This window comes from Pseudomonas sp. TH07, from assembly GCF_016651285.1.
In the GTDB taxonomy this organism is placed as follows: domain Bacteria; phylum Pseudomonadota; class Gammaproteobacteria; order Pseudomonadales; family Pseudomonadaceae; genus Aquipseudomonas.
The window spans coordinates 1,286,930-1,308,366 of sequence record NZ_JAEKED010000001.1 but is presented as its reverse complement, the minus strand read 5'-3'; the positions used below and the strand labels follow the sequence as shown (position 1 = coordinate 1,308,366).

Annotated in this window: 19 protein-coding genes; 9 read left to right on the top strand and 10 right to left on the bottom strand. The window is 62.6% G+C overall.

Going from position 1 to position 21,437, the window contains the following annotated elements; translation table 11 throughout:
- Positions 1 to 55 precede the first annotated feature (55 nt).
- Positions 56 to 1,069 carry a porphobilinogen synthase gene (hemB, locus tag JFU57_RS06245; protein ID WP_020295947.1) on the top strand — a complete coding sequence of 338 codons (1,014 nt, stop codon included), beginning with the start codon at positions 56 to 58 and terminating at the stop codon, positions 1,067 to 1,069.
- Between the two features lie 18 nt (positions 1,070 to 1,087).
- The gene (ppk1, locus tag JFU57_RS06240; RefSeq protein ID WP_078470515.1) at positions 1,088 to 3,316 is read left to right on the top strand and encodes a polyphosphate kinase 1; all 2,229 of its coding nucleotides are present in this window, start codon (positions 1,088 to 1,090) and stop codon (positions 3,314 to 3,316) included.
- A gap of 45 nt (positions 3,317 to 3,361) precedes the next feature.
- Here ppk1 and ppx read toward each other — a convergent pair whose 3' ends face one another.
- From ppx to JFU57_RS06215, 5 genes are all read right to left on the bottom strand, one after another.
- Complete coding sequence (gene ppx / locus JFU57_RS06235; RefSeq protein ID WP_078470516.1) at positions 3,362 to 4,864, bottom strand: exopolyphosphatase; 1,503 nt, start codon at positions 4,862 to 4,864, stop codon at positions 3,362 to 3,364.
- A 118-nt stretch (positions 4,865 to 4,982) separates the two neighbouring features.
- The gene (locus tag JFU57_RS06230; RefSeq protein WP_078470517.1) at positions 4,983 to 5,720 is read right to left on the bottom strand and encodes an amino acid ABC transporter ATP-binding protein; all 738 of its coding nucleotides are present in this window, start codon (positions 5,718 to 5,720) and stop codon (positions 4,983 to 4,985) included.
- Positions 5,707 to 6,357, bottom strand: a complete 651-nt coding sequence (locus JFU57_RS06225) for an amino acid ABC transporter permease (protein WP_078470518.1) — start codon at positions 6,355 to 6,357, stop codon at positions 5,707 to 5,709. Before JFU57_RS06225 ends, JFU57_RS06230 begins: the two co-directional genes overlap by 14 nt.
- Entirely contained in the window at positions 6,354 to 7,022 is a 669-nt protein-coding gene (locus JFU57_RS06220) for an amino acid ABC transporter permease (protein WP_201128515.1), read from the bottom strand. Before JFU57_RS06220 ends, JFU57_RS06225 begins: the two co-directional genes overlap by 4 nt.
- Before the next feature lie 21 nt (positions 7,023 to 7,043).
- Positions 7,044 to 7,829 carry a transporter substrate-binding domain-containing protein gene (locus JFU57_RS06215; RefSeq protein ID WP_020295941.1) on the bottom strand — a complete coding sequence of 262 codons (786 nt, stop codon included), beginning with the start codon at positions 7,827 to 7,829 and terminating at the stop codon, positions 7,044 to 7,046.
- Between the two features lie 254 nt (positions 7,830 to 8,083).
- Here JFU57_RS06215 and JFU57_RS06210 point away from each other — a divergent pair, with 254 nt between their 5' ends.
- From JFU57_RS06210 to JFU57_RS06190, 5 genes are all read left to right on the top strand, one after another.
- Positions 8,084 to 8,788 (top strand): FadR/GntR family transcriptional regulator, encoded by a 705-nt coding sequence (locus JFU57_RS06210; protein ID WP_078470519.1) that lies wholly within the window; start codon positions 8,084 to 8,086, stop codon positions 8,786 to 8,788.
- A gap of 120 nt (positions 8,789 to 8,908) precedes the next feature.
- A complete protein-coding gene (gene trxA / locus JFU57_RS06205) occupies positions 8,909 to 9,238 on the top strand; it encodes a thioredoxin TrxA (RefSeq protein ID WP_003206727.1) in 330 nt (109 codons plus the stop codon).
- A gap of 249 nt (positions 9,239 to 9,487) precedes the next feature.
- Complete coding sequence (gene rho, locus JFU57_RS06200; RefSeq protein ID WP_020295939.1) at positions 9,488 to 10,747, top strand: transcription termination factor Rho; 1,260 nt, start codon at positions 9,488 to 9,490, stop codon at positions 10,745 to 10,747.
- 141 nt (positions 10,748 to 10,888) lie between these two features.
- Positions 10,889 to 12,355: a 4-hydroxy-3-polyprenylbenzoate decarboxylase gene (gene ubiD / locus JFU57_RS06195; RefSeq protein WP_020295938.1), complete on the top strand. Its 1,467-nt coding sequence runs from the start codon at positions 10,889 to 10,891 to the stop codon at positions 12,353 to 12,355.
- Positions 12,355 to 13,323 (top strand): CDP-6-deoxy-delta-3,4-glucoseen reductase, encoded by a 969-nt coding sequence (locus JFU57_RS06190; protein WP_078470520.1) that lies wholly within the window; start codon positions 12,355 to 12,357, stop codon positions 13,321 to 13,323. Before ubiD ends, JFU57_RS06190 begins: the two co-directional genes overlap by 1 nt.
- A gap of 30 nt (positions 13,324 to 13,353) precedes the next feature.
- Here JFU57_RS06190 and JFU57_RS06185 read toward each other — a convergent pair whose 3' ends face one another.
- A complete protein-coding gene (locus JFU57_RS06185) occupies positions 13,354 to 13,833 on the bottom strand; it encodes a sn-glycerol-3-phosphate transporter (RefSeq protein WP_078470521.1) in 480 nt (159 codons plus the stop codon).
- Between the two features lie 305 nt (positions 13,834 to 14,138).
- Between JFU57_RS06185 and JFU57_RS06180 the strand changes: the two genes are divergently transcribed.
- Positions 14,139 to 14,786: a gamma-glutamylcyclotransferase gene (locus JFU57_RS06180; protein WP_201128513.1), complete on the top strand. Its 648-nt coding sequence runs from the start codon at positions 14,139 to 14,141 to the stop codon at positions 14,784 to 14,786.
- A gap of 17 nt (positions 14,787 to 14,803) precedes the next feature.
- Here the strand turns inward: JFU57_RS06180 and JFU57_RS06175 are convergent, their stop codons facing one another.
- Entirely contained in the window at positions 14,804 to 15,781 is a 978-nt protein-coding gene (locus tag JFU57_RS06175; RefSeq protein ID WP_201128504.1) for an NADPH:quinone oxidoreductase family protein, read from the bottom strand.
- Between the two features lie 158 nt (positions 15,782 to 15,939).
- Here JFU57_RS06175 and JFU57_RS06170 point away from each other — a divergent pair, with 158 nt between their 5' ends.
- Complete coding sequence (locus JFU57_RS06170; RefSeq protein ID WP_020295933.1) at positions 15,940 to 16,347, top strand: flagellar basal body-associated protein FliL; 408 nt, start codon at positions 15,940 to 15,942, stop codon at positions 16,345 to 16,347.
- 131 nt (positions 16,348 to 16,478) lie between these two features.
- Here JFU57_RS06170 and JFU57_RS06165 read toward each other — a convergent pair whose 3' ends face one another.
- The 3 genes from JFU57_RS06165 to JFU57_RS06155 are packed head-to-tail and all read right to left on the bottom strand — an operon-like array spanning position 16,479 to position 21,288.
- Positions 16,479 to 17,597, bottom strand: a complete 1,119-nt coding sequence (locus JFU57_RS06165; protein ID WP_201128502.1) for an ABC transporter permease — start codon at positions 17,595 to 17,597, stop codon at positions 16,479 to 16,481.
- On the bottom strand, positions 17,597 to 20,326 hold the full coding sequence (gene rbbA / locus JFU57_RS06160) for a ribosome-associated ATPase/putative transporter RbbA (RefSeq protein WP_201128500.1): 2,730 nt from the start codon (positions 20,324 to 20,326) through the stop codon (positions 17,597 to 17,599). Before rbbA ends, JFU57_RS06165 begins: the two co-directional genes overlap by 1 nt.
- The gene (locus JFU57_RS06155) at positions 20,323 to 21,288 is read right to left on the bottom strand and encodes an HlyD family secretion protein (RefSeq protein WP_078470526.1); all 966 of its coding nucleotides are present in this window, start codon (positions 21,286 to 21,288) and stop codon (positions 20,323 to 20,325) included. The genes rbbA and JFU57_RS06155 overlap by 4 nt, the downstream gene beginning before the upstream one ends.
- Positions 21,289 to 21,437: the final 149 nt, after the last annotated feature.

Below are 21,437 nucleotides of genomic sequence, written 5' to 3'. Positions count from 1 at the left end.
AATGGCCGCTTATAACTGTCACGCTCGCCCGCCAGCGCGGGCTCAGGAGTCTGCCGTGAGCTTTACCCCTGCCAACCGCCTGTTCCCCGCCACCCGCCTGCGCCGCAACCGTCGTGATGATTTCTCTCGCCGCCTGGTTCGTGAAAACGTCCTGAGCGTCGACGATCTGATCCTGCCGGTGTTCGTGCTCGAGGGCGAGAACCGTCGGGAAGCGGTGGCTTCGATGCCGGGGGTGGAGCGCCTGACCATTGACCTGCTGCTCGAAGAGGCAGCGACCTGGGTCGAGCTCGGGATTCCGGCGCTGGCCCTGTTTCCGGTGACTCCGGCGGCGCTCAAGTCCCTGGACGCGGCCGAAGCCTGGAACCCGGAAGGTATTGCCCAGCGCGCAACCCGCGCCTTGCGCGAGCGCTTTCCGGAGCTTGGGGTCATCACCGATGTGGCGCTGGACCCGTTCACCACCCATGGCCAGGACGGGATTCTCGACGCAGACGGTTATGTGCAGAACGACATCACCGTTGACGCCCTGGTCCGCCAGGCGTTGTCCCATGCCGCGGCCGGTGCCCAGGTGGTGGCGCCATCGGACATGATGGACGGGCGGATCCAGGCGATCCGCGAGGCCCTGGAGCTGGCCGGTCACGTCAATGTGCGGATCATGGCCTACTCGGCCAAATACGCCAGCGCCTATTACGGCCCGTTCCGCGATGCGGTGGGCTCGGCGCTGAACCTGGGCAAGGCCAACAAGGCCTCGTACCAGATGGACCCGGCCAACAGCAATGAAGCGCTGCATGAGGTGGCCGCCGACCTGGCGGAAGGCGCGGACATGGTGATGGTCAAGCCCGGCATGCCTTATCTGGACATCCTTTATAGGGTCAAGGATGAATTCAAGGTGCCGACCTTTGTCTACCAAGTCAGCGGCGAGTACGCCATGCATATGGCGGCGATTCAGAATGGATGGTTGGGTGAAGGGGTTATTCTTGAATCCCTGACCGCTTTTAAACGTGCAGGTGCCGATGGCATCCTGACTTACTTTGCCGTTCGTGCTGCTCAATTGTTACGAGAGCAAAAATAGCCCTCCCAGGAACACGCGATGAATACCGAAGGACTTACTGAAGTTGCCGTAAAAGACGCTCAGCCTGTGATTGAGCAAGTTGCCGAAACCCCGCCCGAGCTGGAGACCCCGCCTGCGGTGGTCGCGGCCGCGGTCGAGTCGCCGCAGGCGGCCCCGGCGATCGCGATTCCCAGCCTGGATGACAGCAGCCTGTACATCCACCGCGAATTGTCGCAACTGCAGTTCAACATCCGGGTCCTGGAGCAGGCCCTGGATGAGTCCTACCCCCTGCTGGAACGGCTCAAGTTCCTGCTGATCTTCTCCAGCAACCTCGACGAATTCTTCGAGATCCGCGTTGCCGGCCTGAAAAAGCAGATCACCTTCGCCCGTGAACAAGCCGGGGCCGACGGCCTGCAGCCGCACCAGGCGCTGGCGCGCATCAGCGAACTGGTGCACGGCCACGTCGACCGCCAGTACGCGATCCTCAACGACATCCTGTTGCCGGAGCTGGAGAAACATCAGGTCCGCTTTATCCGTCGCCGCAACTGGACCACCAAGCTCAAGACATGGGTCCGCCGCTATTTCCGCGACGAAATCGCGCCGATCATCACCCCGATCGGCCTCGACCCGACGCACCCGTTCCCGTTGCTGGTGAACAAGAGCCTGAACTTTATCGTCGAGCTGGAAGGGATCGACGCCTTTGGCCGTGATTCCGGCCTGGCGATCATCCCGGCGCCGCGCCTGCTGCCGCGCATCATCAAGGTGCCGGAAGAAGTCGGCGGCCCAGGCGACAACTATGTGTTCCTGTCGTCGATGATCCACGCCCATGCCGATGACCTGTTTCAGGGCATGAAGGTAAAAGGCTGCTATCAGTTCCGCCTGACCCGTAACGCCGACCTGGCCGTGGACACCGAGGACGTCGAAGACCTGGCCCGCGCCCTGCGCGGCGAGCTGTTCTCCCGTCGCTACGGCGACGCGGTGCGTCTGGAAGTGGCCGACACCTGTCCGAAACACCTGTCGGACTACCTGCTCAAGCAGTTCAACCTGCACGAGACCGAGCTGTATCAGGTCAATGGCCCGGTGAACCTGACGCGCCTGTTCAGCATCACCGGCCTGGACAGCCATCCGGAGCTGCAATACACGCCGTTCACCCCGCAGATCCCCAAGCTGCTGCAGAACAGCGAGAACATCTTCAGCGTGATCAGCAAGCAGGACATCCTGTTGCTGCACCCCTTCGAGTCCTTTACCCCGGTGGTCGACCTGCTGCGCCAGGCCGCCAAGGACCCCCACGTGCTGGCTGTCCGGCAGACCCTGTACCGCAGCGGCGCCAACTCGGAAATCGTCGATGCGCTGGTGGATGCGGCGCGTAACGGCAAGGAAGTCACGGCAGTGATCGAATTGCGCGCGCGGTTCGACGAAGAGTCCAACCTGCAACTGGCCAGCCGCCTGCAAGCGGCCGGTGCGGTGGTGATCTACGGTGTGGTCGGCTTCAAGACCCACGCCAAGATGATGCTGATCCTGCGCCGTGAAGCCGGCGAGATCGTGCGTTACGCGCACTTGGGCACCGGCAACTATCACGCGGCCAACGCCCGTCTCTACACCGACTACAGCCTGCTGACCTCCGACGACGCCCTGTGCGAAGACGTGGGCAAGTTGTTCAGCCAGTTGATCGGCATGGGCAAGACCCTGCGCATGAAGAAGCTGCTGCACGCGCCGTTCACCCTGAAGAAGGGCATGCTCGACATGATTGCCCGGGAGACTCAGTTCGCCCTCGACGGCAAGCCGGCGCACATCATCGCCAAGTTCAACTCGCTGACCGATCCGAAGATCATCCGCGCGCTGTACAAGGCCAGCCAGTCCGGCGTGCGCATCGACCTGGTGGTGCGCGGCATGTGCTGCCTGCGTCCGGGCATCGCCGGGGTCTCGCACAACATTCATGTGCGCTCGATCATTGGCCGCTTCCTGGAGCACACCCGGGTGTTCTACTTCCTCAACGGCGGCGAGGAGCAGATGTTCCTCTCCAGTGCCGACTGGATGGAGCGCAACCTCGACAAGCGGGTCGAGACCTGCTTCCCGGTCGAGGGCAAGAAGCTGATCCTGCGGGTCAAGAAAGAGTTGGAGAGTTACCTCACCGACAACACCCACAGCTGGAGCCTGCAGTCGGACGGGCGCTACATCCGCAACACGCCGACCGGCAACCAGAACCCGCGCAGCGCCCAGGCGATTCTGCTGGAGCGCCTGAGCAATCCAGTGTTGAGCGTTCGCTAGGAGAAGTGACAGCGAAGCGGCGGCCCGCAAGGGCCGCCGCGAGCCTCAATGCACGTTGAGGCTGATGCCGACCCTGGTCAGCCACTCCGCTTCCAGGGCGAAGTCGGCTTGAGTCAGCTGGTTTTCATCCAGCCAGTTTTCCGGGAACACCACATCCAGGCTGTCGCCCGCGGCGTGCAGTTTGACCTGGGGCATTTCCTGGGTGCCGCGGATGTGATGGAACAGAATCGCAAAGCGCAGCAACACGCACAGGCGAATCAGCTTGGTGCCTTCATCGCCGAACTCGGCGAACTTGTCCTTGGGAATATTGCGCCGGTGGCCACGCACCAGTAGCGCGAGCATTTGCTGGTCTTCGCGGGAGAAGCCGGCAAGGTCCGAGTGCTCGATCAGGTAGGCGCCGTGCTTGTGGTAGTGATAGTGGGCGATGTCCAGCCCCACTTCATGCACCTTGGCCGCCCAGCCCAGCAGCTCGCGCCACACGCCGTCTTCCAAGTCCCAGTCCTCGGCCACCTGGTCGAAGGCATGCAGCGCCTTGCGCTCGACCCGGGCAGCTTGTTCCAGGTCGACGTGGTAGCGCTCCATCAACGAGCTGAGGGTGCGTTCGCGCACGTCTTCGTGATGATGACGGCCCAGCAGGTCGTAGAGCACGCCTTCACGTAGCGCGCCTTCACAGTGGTCCATGCGTTGCAGTTCGAGTGCATCGAAGATGGCTTCGAGAATCGCCAGGCCTGCCGGGAAAATAGTCCGGCGATCGGGCTTGATTCCTTCGAAGTCGATTTTTTCCGCATCGCCCAGCTTGAACAGCTTGCGCTTGAGCCACGCCAGGCCTTCGGCGTTGACCTCGCCGGTGCCATGCCCGCCGGCCTTCAGCGCCAGGCCGATGGCGCGGATGGTGCCCGAGGAGCCGATGGCTTCATCCCAGGTCAGGCGGTGCAGGGCGTGTTCGATGCTCATGATTTCCAGGCGTGCCGCGGTGTAGGCCTGGGCATAGCGCGCCGGGGTGATCTTGCCGTCCTTGAAATAACGCTGGGTAAAGCTGACGCAGCCCATCTGCAGGCTTTCGCGCAGCAGTGGCTCGAAACGCTGGCCGATGATGAATTCGGTACTGCCGCCGCCGATGTCGGCCACCAGGCGCTTGCCCGGGGTGTCGGCGAGGGTGTGGGACACGCCGAGGTAAATCAGGCGGGCTTCTTCACGGCCGGAAATGACTTCAACCGGGTGGCCGAGGATTTCTTCGGCGCGGCGGATGAATTCGCCACGGTTGCGCGCTTCGCGCAGGGCGTTGGTGCCGACGATACGCACGGCACCCAGGGGCATGCCATTGATCAGTTGGGCAAAGCGCTTCAGGCAATCGAGCCCGCGCTGCATGGACTCTTCGTTGAGCTGGCGCTCGTCGTTGATCCCGGCGGCCAGTTGAACCTTTTCACCGAGCCGCTCGAGAATGCGAATTTCACCGTTCTGGGCCTTGGCCACGACCATGTGAAAGCTGTTGGAGCCCAGGTCGATGGCGGCGATCAGGGACAGATTCTTGGCTTGGGATTGCGGCATGGTTGGGGGGATCTCGGTCGATAACCTGAACATCCTGCCACGATCAACCGCTGCCGCCAACGCGCAGTGTTTAATGCGTTGATTCAGCGCATAAAAGCGGGCGCTGGCGGCCAGAGGCTCAGCCTACGGCCTCCTGGTTGCCGATGAAGTTGGCCAGCTCCTGGGTTTGCGGGTTGGCGAACAGCACTTTGGGGTCGCCCACTTCATGCACTTTGCCCTGATGCATGAACACCAGTTTGTCCCCCACCTCGCGGGCGAAGCGCATTTCATGGGTGACCATGATCAGGGTCATGCCATCCCTCGCCAGCTGGCGCACCACGCTGAGCACTTCGTTGACCAGTTCCGGGTCCAGCGCCGAGGTGATCTCGTCGCACAGCAGTACCTTGGGCGACATCGCCAGGGCCCGGGCGATCGCCACCCGCTGCTGCTGGCCGCCGGACAGGCGGTCGGGAAAGGCGTCGAACTTCTCCGCCAGGCCGACCCGTTCCAGCATCTGCCGTGCCAGCTCGGCGGCCTTGGCCTTGGGCACTTTCTGCACCACCTGGGGCGCGAGCATCACGTTCTCGCCGACGCTCAGGTGCGGGAACAGGTTGAACTGCTGGAACACCATGCCGACCTTCTGTCGCAGGCTGCGCAGGTCGGCTCGCGCCGCGTCGAGGTATTCGCCGTCGACCTCGATGACCCCGTCGTTGATCGACTCCAGGCCGTTGAGGGTGCGCAGCAGGGTGCTTTTGCCCGAGCCGCTGCGGCCGATGATCGCCACCACCTGGCCCTCTTCGATGCTCAGGTCGATGCCTTTGAGCACATGGTGGTCGCCGTAATATTTATGCAGGGCGGAAATTCTAAGCAGAGGCATGCAGTCTCCTTTCCAGGTAGCGCGCGCTGAGGGACAGGGGGTAGCAGAGCAGGAAATATCCGAGCGCTACCAGGCCGTAGACCATGAAGGGTTCGAAGGTGGCGTTGGCGAGCATGCCGCCGGTCTTGGTCAGTTCGGTGAAGCCGATGATCGAGGTCACCGCCGTGCCTTTGACCACCTGCACCGAGAAGCCCACGGTGGGCGCCACGGCAATGCGCAGGGCTTGCGGCAGGATCACATGGCGCAATTGCTCCAGCGGGCTCAGGGCCAGGCTCGACGACGCCTCCCACTGGCCATGGGGGATCGACTCTACGCAGCCGCGCCAGATCTCCGCCAGGTAGGCGCTGGTGAACAGAGTCAGGGCGATCGCCGCCGCCAGCCAGGCGGAGATGTCGATCCCGAGCAGGGCAATGCCGAAGAACACCAGGAACAGTTGCATCAACAGCGGCGTGCCCTGGAACAGCTCGATATAGAGGCGGGCGAAGCCCCGTGGGAAGGCCTTGGCGGAAATGCGCAGGGTCATGATCAGCAAGCCGATCAGGCCGCCACCGATAAAGGCCACCAGGGACAGGGCCAGGGTCCATTGCAGGCCGCCCAGCAGGTTGCGCAGGATGTCCCAGAAGGTGAAGTCGCTCATTGGCTGCTCCTCGCGATATAGCGCCTGCCGATCCAGTTCAGCAATTGGCGGATCAGCAAGGCCATGCACAGGTAGACCAGGGTGGTCAGGGCGTAGGTCTCGAAGGCGCGGAAGTTGCGCGACTGGATAAAGTTGGCGGCAAAGCTCAGCTCCTCCGTAGCGATCTGCGAGCACACCGCCGAGCCGAGCATGACGATGATGATCTGGCTGCTCAGGGCCGGCCACACCTTGCCCAGGGCCGGTAGCAGCACCACGTGGCGGAAGGCTTCCATGCGGCTCATGGCCAGGGCCGCGGCCGCCTCCAGCTGCCCCTTGGGGATGGCCTGGATGCCGGCGCGGATGATCTCGGTGGAATAGGCGCCCAGGTTGATCACCATCGCCAGCACGGCGGCCTGCCATTCGGAAATCTGCAGCCCCAGGGACGGCAGGCCGAAGAAGATAAAGAACAACTGCACCAGGAACGGCGTGTTGCGGATCAGCTCGACGTAGACGCCGAAGATCGCCGAGAAGGGCTGGATCTTCCAGGCCCGCACCAACGCGCCGACGATCCCCAGGCTGACCCCGAGCAGGGTGCCGATGGCGGTCAGCTCAAGGGTGAACAGGGCGCCACGCAACAGCAGGCCGGTGTTTTCCAGCACCGGTAGAAAGTCGAACTGATAGGCCATGGCTAACCTCCGTCGGTGCGATCAGAGATCAGCCGGCAGTGGCTGTTTGAGCCACAGCTGTGCGTTCTTTTCCAGGCTGCCGTCGCTCTTGGCGGTGGCCAGGATCTGGTTGACCTTGTCCAGCAGCTCCGGCTGGTTCTTGTTCACACCGACATAGACCGGAGAGTCCTTGAGCTTGACCTTCATGGCCGGGATGCGTTTCGGGTTGCGTTCGCTGATGGCCACCATTACCACGTTGCCGCTGGCGATCAGGTCGACTTGCCCGGCGAGGTAGGCAGCGATGGTCGAGTTGTTGTCCTCGAAGCGCTTGATGGTCACGCCTTGGGGTGCCACTGCGGTCAGTTCGATGTCTTCGATGGCGCCACGGGTGACGCTGATGGTCTTGCCCTTGAGGTCGTCGAGGCTGCTGATGGCGGCATCCGGCGGGCCGAACACGGCGAGGTAGAAGGGAGCGTAGGCGCGGGAGAAGTCGATGACCTTCTCGCGCTCGGGGTTCTTGCCGAGGCTGGAGATCACCAGGTCGACCTTGCCGGTGGTGAGGAACGGGATGCGGTTGGTGCTGTTGACCGGGGTCAGTTCGAGTTTGACCTTGAGTTGCTCGGCCAGCAGCTTGGCGGTGTCGATATCCAGGCCGCGGGGTTTCATGTCCGGGCCCACCGAGCCGAAGGGCGGGAAGTCCTGGGGCACGGCGACCTTGAGCGTGCCGCGGGCGACGACATCGTCCAGGCCATTGGCGTGGGCGGGGGCCTGGCTCAGCATCAGGCTGGCAAACAGGGCGCAGAGCAGGGCGCTGAAACGCTGGGTCATGGCAATTCTCCGGAACGGCGGCGAGTGATTTCTGGGTTGCGACACAGCACAGCCCATGCCAGATCACGGCAAAAGCCTTGCCGGGCCGGGTTTTACTGGGCTTGATCGGTCTTACTGGTCTGAACAGTTGTGCCGGTTTTCGCACCCTTATCGAGCGTCGGCCCAGGCGTCCGAACCCGCTTGGGGCACGACTTGCCGGGCTCGGCGAATAGCTTTACAACTACCGCTTTCGTGGTCCGACCCAGCTGAAATCTATGAACTCGATCTCCCGCGCCGTGCCCGAAGTGGCGTTGCAAGCCATTCGTCAATTGATTACCGAACAGGGCTTCGGCCCGGGCGATGCCTTGCCCTCGCAAAGGGACCTGGCACTGCAATTGGGCGTCAGCCGGGCCTCATTGCGTGAGGCGCTGTCGTCCCTGAGTGCACTGGGGGTGATCAGCGTGCAGCCGGGCAAGGGGGTGTTCGTCCAGGCGCCGGAGCCGTTGGCGAATGCCGCAGGCCTGAGCTGGCCGTTCGCGGCCCAGGCCTCACCGGTGGATATCTTCCAGCTGCGTTATGCGCTGGAGGGGTTTGCCGCCGGCCTTGCGGCCGTGACCCTGACCGCCGACGAGCTGGATGCCCTGGAAGATAACGTCGAGGCCATGCGCCGCGAGCTGCGGGCCGGGGACTTCGAAGCGGCGGCGCGGCTGGACTTCGAGTTTCACCAGAAGATCCTCCTGGCCAGCGGCAACCAGGCGATGCTGAGCATCCTCAGTGCCAGTGCCGAGGTGTTTCTGGAGAGCCAGAAACTACCGTTCATCCGACCCGAGCGAGCCATGGAAACCTGGCAGGAGCACCGCAAGATCCTGCGCGGCCTGGCCCGGCACGCGTCCGGCGCGGCGCAGAAGGCCATGCAGGAACATGTTCGGGGTGCCGCGCTGCGCACCGGAATCGCCTTTGTGACCCCTGGCTCGTCCTGAGTTGAGCTATACCCAAACTCATGCCTCACCATAGCGAGAGTCAATCATCTCCGGCTTCCTGAACGCGGGAAGGGCGGCTATGATGGGCCACGTTTTTTTGCTTACAACCTGGAGACTTCCATGAGCAGCGATCTTATCAAACACGTTAGCGACGCTAGCTTCGAGGCCGACGTACTCAAGGCCGAAGGCGCTGTACTGGTCGACTACTGGGCTGAATGGTGCGGCCCTTGCAAAATGATCGCTCCGGTTCTGGACGAAATCGCCGAGACCTACAAAGGCAAGCTGACCGTTGCCAAGCTGAACATCGACGAGAACCAGGAAACCCCTGCCAAGCACGGCGTACGTGGTATCCCGACACTGATGCTGTTCAAGAACGGCAACGTTGAAGCCACCAAAGTAGGTGCTCTGTCGAAGTCGCAACTGGCTGCTTTCCTCGACGCCAACATCTAAGCGGCGTTGTCAGATCCGGTCAAAAAAAGCCCCGCAAATTGCGGGGCTTTTTCATGATTGAGGGCTAGACGCTCAGAAACTCAGGTGTTACATTCGGCCCCGCACTGGTTTCTCCACTGCCCCCTGCAAGCCGTCGCCGACGCTCTCCTTTCGAACAAGTACGCGATCCTGTCGCCTTCTCCGCGGCGCGGCCTCATTAAGCCAAAAGCTTAATTTCCCCCCCTCCATAAATGATTACGTCATTCCTATATGAATCTGACTGAACTCAAGCAAAAGCCGATTACCGAACTGCTCGAATTGGCCGAACAGATGGGCATAGAAAATATGGCCCGTTCGCGCAAGCAGGACGTGATTTTCTCCCTGCTGAAAAAGCACGCGAAAAGCGGCGAGGAAATCTCCGGTGATGGCGTGCTGGAGATCCTCCAGGACGGCTTCGGCTTCCTCCGTTCTTCCGACGCCTCCTACCTGGCCGGCCCAGACGATATCTACGTCTCGCCAAGCCAGATCCGTCGTTTCAACTTGCGCACCGGTGACACCATCGTTGGCAAGATCCGCCCTCCAAAGGAAGGCGAGCGTTACTTCGCGCTGCTCAAGGTCGACACGATCAACTACGATCGTCCCGAGAACGCCAAGAACAAGATTCTGTTTGAAAACCTGACTCCGCTGTTCCCGACCGTGCGCATGAAGATGGAAGCCGGCAACGGTTCCACCGAAGACTTGACCGGTCGTGTGATCGACCTCTGCGCCCCGATCGGCAAAGGCCAGCGTGGTCTGATCGTGGCACCGCCAAAAGCGGGCAAGACGATCATGTTGCAGAACATCGCAGCCAACATCACCCGTAACAACCCGGAAGTGCACCTGATCGTTCTGCTGATCGACGAGCGCCCGGAAGAAGTAACCGAAATGCAGCGCACCGTGCGCGGCGAAGTGGTTGCCTCGACCTTCGACGAGCCACCAACCCGCCACGTGCAGGTTGCCGAAATGGTCATCGAGAAGGCCAAGCGCCTGGTTGAGCACAAGAAGGACGTGGTGATCCTGCTGGACTCCATCACCCGTCTGGCCCGTGCCTACAACACCGTGATCCCGAGCTCCGGCAAAGTGCTCACCGGTGGTGTCGATGCCCACGCCCTGGAGAAACCGAAACGTTTCTTCGGCGCCGCGCGCAACATCGAAGAAGGCGGCTCGCTGACCATCATCGCTACCGCGCTGGTTGAAACCGGCTCGAAGATGGATGAAGTGATCTACGAAGAGTTCAAGGGCACCGGCAACATGGAGCTGCCTCTGGACCGTCGCATCGCTGAGAAGCGCGTGTTCCCGGCCATCAACATCAACCGTTCCGGCACCCGCCGCGAAGAGTTGCTGACCGCCGACGACGAGCTGCAGCGCATGTGGATCCTGCGCAAGCTGCTGCATCCTATGGATGAAGTCGCCGCCATCGAGTTCTTGATCGACAAGCTGAAACAGACCAAGACCAACGATGAGTTCTTCCTGTCGATGAAACGCAAGTAAGTCGAGCGGGACCGCAAAAGCCGGGGAAACCCGGCTTTTTGCTATCTGATTATTGATCAACGGGCAGTTCGCTGTTCTGAACAGCTGGGTTCGGCGCTAAACTGCCTGCCCCGAACGCCACGGCCAAAACGAGGCTCACGCATGCAGTATCGCGACTTGCGCGACTTTATCAGCGGCCTGGAACAGCGCGGTGAACTCAAGCGCATCCAGGTTCCGGTGTCCCCAGTGCTGGAAATGACCGAGGTCTGCGATCGCACCCTGCGTGCCAAAGGTCCGGCCCTGTTGTTTGAAAACCCTACGGGTTATGACATTCCGGTGCTCGGTAACCTGTTCGGCACGCCCGAGCGTGTCGCCCTGGGCATGGGCGCGGAAGCCGTCAGCGAGCTGCGGGAAATCGGCAAGCTGCTGGCTTTCCTCAAGGAGCCCGAGCCGCCCAAAGGCCTGAAAGACGCCTGGTCCAAGCTGCCGATCTTCCGCAAGATCATCGCCATGGCGCCCAAGGTGGTGAAGGACGCGGTGTGCCAGGAGGTGGTCATCGAAGGCGACGACGTCGACCTGGCGATGCTGCCGGTGCAGACCTGCTGGCCGGGCGATGTCGGCCCCCTGATCACCTGGGGCCTGACGGTCACCAAAGGCCCGAACAAGGACCGGCAGAACCTGGGCATCTATCGCCAGCAGGTGATCGGCCGCAACAAAGTGATCATGCGCTGGTTGAGCCATCGTGGCGGCGCGCTGGATTACCGCGAGTGGTGCGAGAAGAACCCGGGGCAGCCATTTCCGGTGGCCGTGGCCCTGGGCGCGGACCCTGCGACCATCCTTGGCGCCGTGACCCCGGTGCCGGACAGCCTTTCCGAGTACGCCTTCGCCGGCCTGCTGCGGGGCAACCGCACCGAGTTGGTGAAGTGCCGGGGCAATGACCTGCAAGTGCCGGCCACCGCCGAAATCATCCTTGAGGGGGTGATTCACCCGGGCGAGATGGCCGATGAAGGCCCTTACGGCGATCACACCGGTTATTACAACGAGGTCGACAGCTTCCCGGTGTTCACCGTGGAGCGCATCACCCATCGCATCAAGCCGATCTACCACAGCACTTATACCGGCCGCCCGCCGGATGAGCCGGCCATTCTCGGCGTGGCGCTCAATGAAGTGTTTGTGCCGATCCTGCAGAAGCAGTTCCCGGAAATCACCGACTTCTACCTGCCGCCCGAAGGCTGCTCGTACCGCATGGCGGTGGTGACCATGAAGAAGCAGTACCCCGGCCATGCCAAGCGCGTGATGCTGGGTGTGTGGTCGTTTTTACGACAATTCATGTACACCAAGTTCGTTATTGTCACTGACGACGATATCAACGCACGCGACTGGAACGACGTGATCTGGGCCATTACCACGCGCATGGACCCCAAGCGCGACACGGTGATGATCGATAACACGCCGATCGACTACCTGGATTTTGCCTCGCCGGTTTCCGGCCTGGGGTCGAAGATGGGGCTCGATGCCACGCATAAATGGCCCGGTGAAACCACGCGCGAGTGGGGCCGGGTGATCGTCAAGGATGAGGCGGTGACCCGCCGGATCGATGCCATCTGGAATCAGTTAGGAATAGATTGATGCGTGTAACCTTGCAGCCCTCCGGAGCCGTGCTTGAGACACTGCCCGGCGAGCGGATTCTCGATGCGGCGCGACGCCTGGGCTATGAGTGCCCGCAAAGCTGCCGCAATGGCAATTGCCACGTGTGTGGCGCCTTGCTGGTCGAAGGCAGCGTCCGCCAAGCTGGCGATGTGCGTGACCATGGCGAGTTCTACACTTGCATTGCAGAGCCGCTGGAAGACTGCATTGTGTTGTGGGATGGCGTGCTTGCCCTGGGAGAGCTGCCGGTGCGCAGTCTGTCGTGTCAGGTCAGTGAGTGCGTGGAAGTCGGCGGTGATGTCTGGCGGGTGAGCTTGCGTGCGCCCGCCGGCAAGCCGCCGCGTTACCACGCTGGCCAATATCTGATGCTGGAGCGGGAAAACGGCGAGAAATCGGCTTTTTCCCTGGCTTCGGCGCCCCATTCCGGGCGTGATATCGAACTGCATGTGCTGGTCCGCGAAAGCAGCGCCCAGAGCCTGATCGAACAGCTGCAACGCAACCGCGTCGTGCGGGTCGAGCTGCCGTTTGGCGATACCCACCTGGCTGAGTTGCCCGATGGGCCGCTGGTGCTGATCGCGGCCGGTACCGGCATGGCGCAGATGCACAGTCTGATCGAGCATTGTCGGGCCAGCGGCTTCAAGCACCCGGTACACCTGTATTGGGGCGTACGCCGGCCTGAAGATTTCTACCGCATCGACGAATGGGAACAGTGGCAGCAACTGCCCAATCTCTATCTGCATCAGGTCGTCAGTGATCTGTGCGGTTGGGAAGGGCGCTGCGGCATGCTGCACGAAGCGGTCTGCGAAGACATTGCTGACCTGTCCGCGGTGTACGTCTACGCCAGCGGCTCGCCGGCGATGATTTATGCGACGCTCGATGCGCTGGTCAATGCGGGGATGGATGCGCACCAGATGCGCGCCGATGTCTTCGCCTATGCCCCGCGGCCCTGAGTCGGGCCCAGGCTGCGCAGGGCGTCGGCTCTAGAAACGCACGCCGGTGGTGATCATTGCGGCGTTGGCGCCCAACAGCACCAGTTCCGCCGCCACCGGGCCGTAGTAAGTGCCCAGCGACGGGATAATCACCGGCGCTACACCGAAGCGGTTGAGCGGGATCTTGTTCTGGTATTTGCCGCGGTAGCCCTCCAGTAATCCCCCCGTGAGTTTCAGGTACAGCGGATAGTTGGCACTTTGATAACGTTTGCCGGCGTAGGCGTAATAGGAGCGCTGGCTGAACGAGTTGCGAAAAGTTGCCGCGCCATATACCCAGCCCGACGCTTCATTGCGCTCCAGGCCCAATAAGTCCTGGTTGTTATTGTGATCCGGGTCGGGGGAATAGTGTTTGGTAAAGACACTGGTTTGCAGGTACCAGAAACCCTGGTCTGTTGCCTGAGTGTCGCCGCTTGCCAGTGCTGCACCGGCGTGGGCCAGTAATAGCAGGCCGCTGAGTCGAAGTTTTTTCATGAGGGGCCTCTTTAGGCGTGCTGTATATGCCTGGGGACGGCCAAGAGTGGCGGTACTTCAGAGAGATGAGGGCACATCCTAGTCAAACATTAGGCTTATGCATATTTCATTCTGATATTTAAGACATTTCCTAAGTAGTATTAAGCTATATGCAAATGGCCAGCGGCACCGAGTTTGGCCATTGTTGCCAGGTAATTGAGTCATACGTCTTTAAGTACTTTTCGTTTTATTCTTATTGCGATATGTTTCAGGGCGTTAATCTTGATTGCATCTCGTAATACTTGCGGGGCCGAACATCATCCGTTATGACCGCCATTGAATCTGCTTGTTTGAATCCTGCTTATCCTCCGCGGCTCGATCTGGGGCCGCAGCTGACTCACGAACAATTGCTCAGCTCAATGCAATCGACCATGGCTCGCCACAAGGGCGGCCCGGTGTGGTTGTTTGCCTATGGGTCGCTGATCTGGCGCCCGGAATGCTCTGCTGTCGAGCGCATGCGTGGCCGGGTGCACGGCTACCACCGGGGTTTGTACCTGTGGTCCCACGAGCATCGCGGCACGCCGGAATTGCCCGGGCTGGTCTTCGGCCTGGATCGCGGCGGCTCCTGCAGCGGCTTTGCTTATCGCCTGCCCCAGGAACAGCTCGACGCTTCGCTGTTTGCGCTGTGGCAGCGTGAGATGCCTTATCCGTCCTATCGCCCGCACTGGCTCAATTGCCGACTCGAAGATGGCAGTCAGGTCCAGGCCCTGGGTTTTGTGTTGGAACGGCACCTGCCCAGCTATGCCGGCAATCTGCCGGACCATGTGCTGAGCCAGGTGTTTGAAAGCGCCAGCGGGCGCTACGGCACCACGCGTGATTACGTCGAACAGACCGTGCACGCCTTGCGTAGCCACGCGATGCCGGATCGCAACCTGGAAGCGCGGCTCAAGCGCTGCAAGTCCGCAGCGCATTAAGCCCGGTTTGCTGCGCCTCAGCGCACCTGCACCACCACCTTGCCCACGGCCTTGCGCTGGCCCAGATCGTCGATCGCCCGTGCGGCCTGTGCCAGGGGGTAGACCTGGGATACCAGCGGCTTGAGCTTGCCTTCGGCGAACCAGCCGAACAGCTGCTGGAAGTTGGCCGCGTTGTCCTGAGGCTGGCGCTGGGCGAATGAGCCCCAGAACACCCCGACCACCGCTGCGCCTTTGAGCAGCGCCAGATTCACCGGCAGCTCGGGGATGCGTCCGCTGGCGAAGCCCACCACCAGCAGGCGGCCGTTCCAGGCAATGGAGCGCACGGCCTGGTCGAACAGATCGCCGCCTACCGGGTCGTAGATCACGTCGGCGCCGTTGCCGTCGGTCAGGCGCTTGATCTCGTCCTTGAGGTTGCTTTCGCTGTAGTTGATCAGCTCATCGGCTCCGGCGGCCTTGGCCACCGCGAGTTTCTCTGCGCTGCTGGCGGCGGCAATCACCCGGGCGCCCATGGCCTTGCCGATTTCCACTGCCGCCAGTCCCACACCGCCCGAGGCGCCGAGCACCAGCAGGGTCTCGCCCGGTTGCAGGTGGCCGCGCTGCTTGAGCGCGTGCATCGACGTGCCGTAGGTCATGCTGAAGGCAGCGGCGGTCTTGAAGTCCATGCTCGGCGGGATCGGCAGCACGTTGTAGCCCGGCACCGCCACCTGCTCGGCAAAGCTGCCCCAGCCGGTCAGGGCCATGACCCGGTCGCCGACCTTGAGGTGGCTGACTTTCTCCCCAACCGCGCTGACCACCCCGGCTGCCTCACCGCCCGGCGAAAACGGGAAGGGCGGCTTGAACTGGTATTTGCCCTCGATGATCAGGGTGTCCGGGAAGTTGACCCCGGCCGCGTGCACCTCAAGCAGGATTTCGTTCTTCTTCGGCACAGGACTCGCGACGTCTTCCAGCACCAGCGTTTCGGCGGGGCCGAAGGCTTTGCACAGCACGGCTTTCATCAGGGCTATTCCTTTGGGAGTGGTGGCCGATAAGTGTAGGTGTGTGAATAACGCGGTCAACGAGCATGCCCCGTCCTGATAGCCGCCCATAAGCTTTGTGCTTGGGCTCAGGCAGTGGGGCCTTTATGCTAGGCCGCAAACCGGATAAGGAGCGAACTGTGAAAGCGTGGATCATGTTGATGCTGGCCCTGACTCTGCCCATGGCAGCCATGGCCGAAGAAGCCAAAGAAGGCGAAGCACCGAAAGTCAGCTACATCAGCCTGAGCCCGCCGTTTGTGGGTAACTACGGCCTCGATGGCACCCAGAAGCTCAAGGTCTACAAGGCAGACGTCGCCCTGCGGGTCACGGGCGATGAAGCGGCCAAGGCGGTCAAGGCCAATGAGCCGTTGATCCGCAACCAGTTGGTGGCGCTGTTCGCCCAGCAGACCACCGAGACCATGAACAACGTCGAAGCCAAGGAAAAACTGCGCCAGGAAGCCCTGAAGCAGACCCAGCAGGTGATGAACGACGAAACCGGCAAGCCGGTGGTGGAAGACCTGCTGTTCAACAACCTGATCATCCAGTAAGCCGCGGCTCGGTATCTCGAACGAGGTGCCGCACCTGCCTCCAGCGCCTGCACGTCGACCCCTGGGCATGACTCTCCAGGAATCGGCGGGCCGGCGCTGTGTCGTTTTCGGCGCCGGCTAAACCCCGGCGGCTATGAGGCCAGGCTTTTGCGAAAGCGCGCCAGGGCAATGGCGAAGAACAACAGGCCGATCCCCGCCAGGGCCAACAGGTCCGGCCACACCACGCTGACCCCGGCGTCGCGAAACAGGATCGCCGCGCTCAGGCTGACGAAATGCGTCGACGGCGAGCCCTGCATCACCCATTGCAGCCACTGCGGCATGCTGTCCAGCGGCGTGCTGCCGCCCGATAACAGCAGCATCGGGATGATCACCGGAATCGCCAGCAGGCCGAACTGCGGCGTGGAACGGGCCAGGGTCGCGAGGAAAATCCCCAGGGCGGTGCTGGCGAACAGGTACAGCGCGGTCACCAGCAAAAACAAGGTCATCGAGCCCGCCAGCGGCACCCCCAGGGCACCTTTGACGATCACCTCCAGCGAGATCCAGGTGCAGAGCACCACCACCAGCATGTTGCTCCAGATTTTTGCCAGCATGATTTCCAGTGCCGTCAGCGGCAGCACCAGCAAGTGGTCCAGGGTGCCGTGCTCGCGTTCGCGCAGCAGGGCGGTGCCGGTGAGGACGATGGCGAGGATGGTGATGTTATTGACGATCTGGATCACCGCCAGGAACCAGCCCCCTTCGAGGTTGGTGTTAAACAGCGCGCGCGTGGTCAGCAGGGCGGGCGCCTTGCTGGTCGCTTCGTTCTGGCCGCCGTAGGTCAGCAGTTCGCGCTGGAAGATCCGTCCTATATAGCCGGCGCCCATGAACGCCTGGCTCATGGCCGTGGCATCGACGTTGACCTGCACCGCGGGCTCGCGCCCGGCCAGCAGATCGCTTTGGAAGTTGGCCGGTACGTTGATCACGAAGGTGTACTGGCCACTGTCCATGACCTTGTCCAACTGATCGTAGGGCAGCGCCACCGCGCTCTGGAATTCGGGCGGTTGCAGGGCTTCGGCCAACTGCCGGGAGAGGTGGCTGTGGTCCTCGTCCACCAGGGCCACGCTGGCATTGTGCACGCCGATGACCGAGCCGGCCGCAGGCATGTAGATCGCCACCGTGAAGGCGTACAGCAGGAACAGCAGCAGCACGCTGTCGTGGCGCAGGCTGGTGAGCTCCTTGAGGCCCAGGCGCAGGATGTGGGTGAGCTGGTGCATCAGACCTCCTGCTTTTTCAGCATGGCCAGGCTGAGCCCGGTGAAGCCGAGGAAGAACCCGAACAGCGCCAGGCACTGCGGCCACAGTTGGCGCAGGTCCAGGGCTTTGGTGAAGGTGCCGACGGCGATATCGAGGAAATAGCCGGCAGGGAACATCTGCCCCATAAAGGCCGCCGCGCCTTCAAGGGACGAGCGCGGCACGATCAGCCCGGAGAACTGGATTGTCGGCAGGCTGGTGATGATCATGGTGCCGAGGATCGCCGCGATCTGGGTCCGGGTGAATGCCGAGATCAGCAAGCCCATGCTGGTGGTGGCCAGCACATAAAGCATGCCGCCGAAGGCCAGGGTCAGGCCGCTGCCCTTGAAGGGCACCCCAAACAGCCAGCGATTCATCGCCACCAGCAGGCCGAGGTTGATCAGGCTGACCGCCAGGTACGGCGCCTGCTTACCCAGGAGAAACTCCAGGCGCGTCAGGGGTGTGGCGTAGAAGTTGGTGATCGAGCCCAGTTCCTTCTCGCGGACAATCCCCAGCGCCGTCAGCATCGCCGGGATAAACGCCAGGATCAGCGCCATCACCCCGGGGCCGATGGCATTCACGCTGACCACGTCCTGGTTGTAGCGAAAGCGTGTTTCCAGCCGGGCCGCAGGGCGCGGGTTGTAGGCCGGGCTGCTTTGTTCGGCCAGTTGCTCCAGGTTGGCCTGGTGCACGGCCTCGACATAGTTGCGACTGGTTTCGGCGCGAAACGGCATACCGCCATCCAGCCAGGCCGCCACCGCCGGTTGGCGCCCGGCGTACAGATCGCGGCCGAAACCGGGGGGGATTTCCAGTGCCAGCTTGATTTCCGAGCGCTGCAGGCGTCGGTGCAGTTCGGCCGAATCGCGGATCGGCGGCTGTTCCTGAAAGTACCGCGAGCTGCGAAACGCCTCCAGGTAGGCGCGGCTTTGCGGCGTCTGGTCCTGGTCGTAGACGGCGAAAGCCAGCTTCTCCACATCCAGGGAAATGCCGTAGCCGAAGATCACCATCATGAAAATCGCCCCCAGCAGGGCAAAGCCCAGGCGCACCTTGTCGCGCAGCAATTCCTTGCCCTCGCGGGTGGCCACTGCCAGCAGGCGGGCCAGGCTGAAACCGGGTTTGCTTGGCGGTACGCTGCTCGGGGCCTGGGTGGTTTCTGCCGCAGGGGCTGGCGTCGGTGCGGCGTCGGCGGCGCCTTGGGCCTGCTCCAGGCAGGTCACGAAGGCGGCTTCCAGGGTATCGCCGGCGAACTGCTGTTGCAGCGCGGCGGGGGTGTCGCAGGCCAGTACCTTGCCGGCGTGCATCAGGGAAATGCGGTCGCAGCGCTGGGCTTCGTTCATGAAGTGGGTGGACAGGAAAATCGTCACCCCCTGCTCGCGCGACAACTCGATCAGCAGGCGCCAGAAGTCATCGCGTGCCGCCGGGTCGACGCCCGAGGTCGGTTCATCGAGGATCAGCACTTCCGGACGATGCAGCACTGCCACCGCGAGCGACAGGCGTTGCCGCAGGCCCAGGGGCAGGGCGCCGGACTGCTGCTCGGCGATGGCGCCGAGGTCGAAACGCTGGATCAGTTCTTCGATACGCGGCGCGCTTTCACTGGCCGGAAGGTCGAATAGCCGGGCGTGCAGCACCAGGTTCTGGCGCACGCTGAGTTCGCCGTACAGCGAGAAGCTCTGGGACATGAAACCCACGCGTTTGCGGGTTGCCAGGTCCTTGGCGTTGACCGGGTTGCCCAGCAGTTTGGCGCTGCCTTCTGTGGCCGGCATCAGCCCGGTCAGGACTTTCATGGTGGTGGTCTTGCCACAGCCATTGGAGCCCAGGAAGCCAAAAATCTCGCCGCGGCCGATGGCGAAGCTGACTTTGTTCACCGCCGTGAAATCGCCGAAACGCAGGGTCAGCTCGTGGGCTTCGATGGCGATGTCGTGGTTGTCGCCGGGGCGCGGCGGGATCACCAGCGGCTCATTGTTATGGCCGCTGTCACCCTGGAAATGGGTAAAGGCTTCGTCGAGCTTACCGCTGGGGGTTGCCGCCGCCAGCTCGCGGCTCAGGCCCTGGGCGATCAGCTTGCCGCGATCGAGCATCAGGCAGTGTTCGAACTGTTCGGCTTCTTCCATATACGCCGTGGCGACCAGCAGGGTCAGCTGCGGGCGCTGGCTGCGCACGTCTTCCACCAACTCCCAGAAGCGCCGGCGGGACAGGGGGTCGACGCCGGTGGTCGGCTCATCGAGGATCAGCAGGTCCGGCTCGTGGATCAGGGCGCAACACAGTCCGAGCTTCTGCTTCATGCCGCCGGACAACTTGCCCGCCGGCCGCTCCGCGAAGCGCAGCAGGTCGGTGGCCAGCAGCAGGCCATGCATGCGCTGCTCGCATTCGGCTTTCGACAGGCCGAACAGGGTGGCAAAGAAGCGGATGTTTTCGCTGATCGACAGTTCGGGGTACAGGTTGCCGCCCAGGCCCTGGGGCATGAAGGCGATGCGGGGATACAGGCTGTTGCGGTGCCGGCGCTGCTCGATGGGGCCGCCCAGCACTTCGAGCTGGCCCTGTTGCAGCTTTTTGACCCCGGCGATCAGGCCCAGCAGGCTCGACTTGCCGGCCCCATCCGGGCCGATCAGCCCGCAGCGGGTGCCCGCCGGCAGGCTGAAGGCAATGTCGATCAGGGCCTGCTGTTGCCCATAGCGATGGTTGATCCCCGTGGCTTGCAGCGCCAGGGCGGTCATTGCAGGTTAGCCGGCCAGTCCACGGTCGCGGTGCGCACATAGCCGGCGCCGGGCATGCCCGGCTTGGCCTGAGGCACGGCACTCGGCTCGGTCAGCCGCAGTTTTACCCGGAACACCAGCTTCTGCCGCTCGTCACGGGTCTCGACTTCTTTGGGGGTGAACTGGGACTTGGCCGCGACAAAGGTGATTTTTGCCGGCAGCGGCTGATCGGGCAGGGCGTCGAGCAGAATCCGCGCGTCCGAGCCAACGGTCAGGCGACCGGTGACCGAGGCGGGCAGGTAGAGGTTCATGTACTGGTCATTGGGGTCAATCAGCAGCAGGACCCGGCCGCCGGCACCCAGGACTTCGCCTGGCTCGGCCAGGCGCAGCTGGATAATGCCGTCGATAGGCGCACGCAGGCTGCTGTCGTCGATCTCGCTGGTGAGCTGCGCAACCTGGGCCTGGGCGGCGCCGATGGCGGCCTGGACCGCCGCGACCTGGGACCTGGCGGCCAGCACGGCCGCGTTCCCGGTGTTCAGGCGGGCCTGTTGCTGGTCGATGATCTGCTGGCTGGCGAAGCCGCGCTTGAACAGCTCCTGGGAGCGCTTGAATTCCTGGTTGGCCAGCAACAACTCGCTCTGGCGCAGTTGCACGTTGGCTTCGGCGGCCGCGAAGTTTTCCCGCGCCCGCAGCACTTCCGCTTCCGCCTGGGTGCGCTGGGCCTCCAGGGTGCGGGTGTCCATGCGCGCGAGGAGTTGGCCTTGCAGGACTTTGTCACCTTCGTTGACCCGCACTTCCGCCAGGCGCCCGGGGATCTTGCTGGCGATCTGCACTTCTGTGGCTTCGAGCCGACCGTTGCCCATGCTCAGGCCTTCGGGCAGGCGATCGCTGAGCGACTTCCAATAACCGAAGCCGCCGGCAGCGAGCAGCAGGACCAATAAAGAAATGGCGAAAAGGCGGGAAGAACGATGGTTCGTCGACATAGGTGCATCCTGCGGCTTATAGCGTCCAAGTCTGACGGTAGACGCCGTTAGGCGACTTGATACCCGTCAAATGAAAGCCGTAAGCCTAACCCTATTGGCCAGACGATGCATGGTTGTGCGCGATGACTGCCGGGTTCTCGAGATAAAAA

Coding starts and splice junctions, on each gene's coding strand:
- ppk1 (WP_078470515.1), top strand. CDS start 1,088: ATGAATACCGAAGGACTTACTGAAGTTGCCGTAAAAGACGCTCAGCCT.
- ppx (WP_078470516.1), bottom strand. CDS start 4,864: ATGCCGCAATCCCAAGCCAAGAATCTGTCCCTGATCGCCGCCATCGAC.
- JFU57_RS06230 (WP_078470517.1), bottom strand. CDS start 5,720: ATGCCTCTGCTTAGAATTTCCGCCCTGCATAAATATTACGGCGACCAC.
- JFU57_RS06225 (WP_078470518.1), bottom strand. CDS start 6,357: ATGAGCGACTTCACCTTCTGGGACATCCTGCGCAACCTGCTGGGCGGC.
- JFU57_RS06220 (WP_201128515.1), bottom strand. CDS start 7,022: ATGGCCTATCAGTTCGACTTTCTACCGGTGCTGGAAAACACCGGCCTG.
- JFU57_RS06215 (WP_020295941.1), bottom strand. CDS start 7,829: ATGACCCAGCGTTTCAGCGCCCTGCTCTGCGCCCTGTTTGCCAGCCTG.
- JFU57_RS06210 (WP_078470519.1), top strand. CDS start 8,084: ATGAACTCGATCTCCCGCGCCGTGCCCGAAGTGGCGTTGCAAGCCATT.
- trxA (WP_003206727.1), top strand. CDS start 8,909: ATGAGCAGCGATCTTATCAAACACGTTAGCGACGCTAGCTTCGAGGCC.
- rho (WP_020295939.1), top strand. CDS start 9,488: ATGAATCTGACTGAACTCAAGCAAAAGCCGATTACCGAACTGCTCGAA.
- ubiD (WP_020295938.1), top strand. CDS start 10,889: ATGCAGTATCGCGACTTGCGCGACTTTATCAGCGGCCTGGAACAGCGC.
- JFU57_RS06190 (WP_078470520.1), top strand. CDS start 12,355: ATGCGTGTAACCTTGCAGCCCTCCGGAGCCGTGCTTGAGACACTGCCC.
- JFU57_RS06185 (WP_078470521.1), bottom strand. CDS start 13,833: ATGAAAAAACTTCGACTCAGCGGCCTGCTATTACTGGCCCACGCCGGT.
- JFU57_RS06180 (WP_201128513.1), top strand. CDS start 14,139: ATGACCGCCATTGAATCTGCTTGTTTGAATCCTGCTTATCCTCCGCGG.
- JFU57_RS06175 (WP_201128504.1), bottom strand. CDS start 15,781: ATGAAAGCCGTGCTGTGCAAAGCCTTCGGCCCCGCCGAAACGCTGGTG.
- JFU57_RS06165 (WP_201128502.1), bottom strand. CDS start 17,597: ATGCACCAGCTCACCCACATCCTGCGCCTGGGCCTCAAGGAGCTCACC.
- rbbA (WP_201128500.1), bottom strand. CDS start 20,326: ATGACCGCCCTGGCGCTGCAAGCCACGGGGATCAACCATCGCTATGGG.
- JFU57_RS06155 (WP_078470526.1), bottom strand. CDS start 21,288: ATGTCGACGAACCATCGTTCTTCCCGCCTTTTCGCCATTTCTTTATTG.